The sequence below is a fragment of the Alcanivorax sp. HI0044 genome (assembly GCF_001634945.1).
The window spans coordinates 1-661 of the sequence record NZ_LWEZ01000138.1 but is presented as its reverse complement, the minus strand read 5'-3'; the positions used below and the strand labels follow the sequence as shown (position 1 = coordinate 661).

The 661-nt window shown below is 60.1% G+C and carries 1 protein-coding gene; it reads right to left on the bottom strand.

What is annotated here, in order from left to right:
* Positions 1–661 (bottom strand): thiamine pyrophosphate-dependent enzyme (locus A3730_RS01725; RefSeq protein WP_231883804.1); only part of this gene is annotated, 661 nt, incomplete at both ends.

Sequence of the window (661 nt, the reverse complement as noted above, 5' to 3'; positions counted from 1 at the left end):
TTTCCACTTGATCATGCCGTAGCCGTCGTCGCGCAGAATCAGTACCACGATATCCAGCTTCAGGCGTACTGCGGTTTCCAGTTCCTGGCTGTTCATCATGAAGCCGCCGTCACCGACGATGGCCATGACGCGGCGGTCCGGGTGGACCATTTTCGCGGCCATGCCGGAAGGCAGGCCGGCGCCCATGGTGGCTAGGGCGTTATCCAACAGCACGGTATTCGGTTTGGTGGCCGGGTAGTTGCGGGCAAACCAGATTTTGTACATGCCGTTATCCAGCGTCAGGATGCCGTCTTCCGGCATGACCTTGCGGATTTCATCCACCAGCCGCTGCGGGCGAATCGGGAAGCTGTCGTCCTGAATGCCTTCATTGATGTGCTTTTGCAGCGCATCGCGGATGCGGTGGAAGTCCGAGAAGCTCCAGTGTTCCTGGGGATCCAGGCGCTCCTTGAGCTGCCACAGGCTGTTGGCAATGTCGCCGACCACTTCGATCTGCGGGAAATAGACCGGGTCCACTTGGGCGGAGTTGAAGTTGATGTGAACTACTTCGGCGCCGCCGGGGCGCATGAAGAAGGGCGGCTTTTCCACCACGTCATGGCCCACGTTGATGATCAGGTCGGCCTGGTCGATGGCGCGGTGTACAAAGTCGCCGTCGGACAGGGCG